We start from the raw sequence: 570 nt of genomic DNA, 5'->3' as shown, positions 1-570 counted from the left end.
GTGGATGCCGCGGCGGGACGAGGGGAGCGGTGCGGGTATGGCGGTGCGTCCCTATCGGGTGCGGACGGCGGTGGCGGCCGCGTCGCTGATGGCGGTGTCGCTGGGGGTGCCGGCGGCGTACGCCGGGTACACGGAGGGGGAGCGGCGGGGTGCGGACGGCGCGGTGGCGGCGCCGGTCGGCGAGCGGTACGCGGAGACGCGGCTGTTCTTCGGGACGGAGCGGCCGGATGGGGGCCCGGCGGTGACGGACGCGCAGTTCCGGGAGTTTGTGGACCGTGAGGTCACGCCGCGCTTTCCGGAGGGGCTGACCGTGCGGGAGGGGCGTGGTCAGTGGAGGGACGTGGCGTCGGGGGAGATCGTCCGGGAGCGGTCGTACGAACTGGTGCTGCTGTATCCGGTGGCGGAGGCGGAGCGGTACGGCCGGTTGGTGGAGCGGGTGCGGAAGGCGTACCGGGTGGCGTACGCGCAGGACTCGGTGGCGCGGGTGGACGACCGGGTGCGGGTGAGTTTCTGAATCGGGCGCGGGTGAGCTTCTGAGCGGTCCGGGGCGGCGTGGGGCCTGTCTCTTAT

The 570-nt window shown here is 73.9% G+C and carries 1 protein-coding gene; it reads left to right on the top strand.

Going from position 1 to position 570, the window contains the following annotated elements; genetic code table 11:
* The first annotated feature begins 4 nt into the window (after positions 1-4).
* Positions 5-514 (top strand): DUF3574 domain-containing protein, encoded by a 510-nt coding sequence (locus tag FNX44_RS27495; RefSeq protein ID WP_323369697.1) that lies wholly within the window; start codon positions 5-7, stop codon positions 512-514.
* The last annotated feature ends 56 nt before the right edge of the window (positions 515-570 follow it).

It is taken from the genome of Streptomyces alkaliterrae (genome assembly GCF_007097205.2).
GTDB lineage: Bacteria > Actinomycetota > Actinomycetes > Streptomycetales > Streptomycetaceae > Streptomyces > Streptomyces alkaliterrae.
This window is presented reverse-complemented; position numbering and strand designations above follow the sequence as displayed.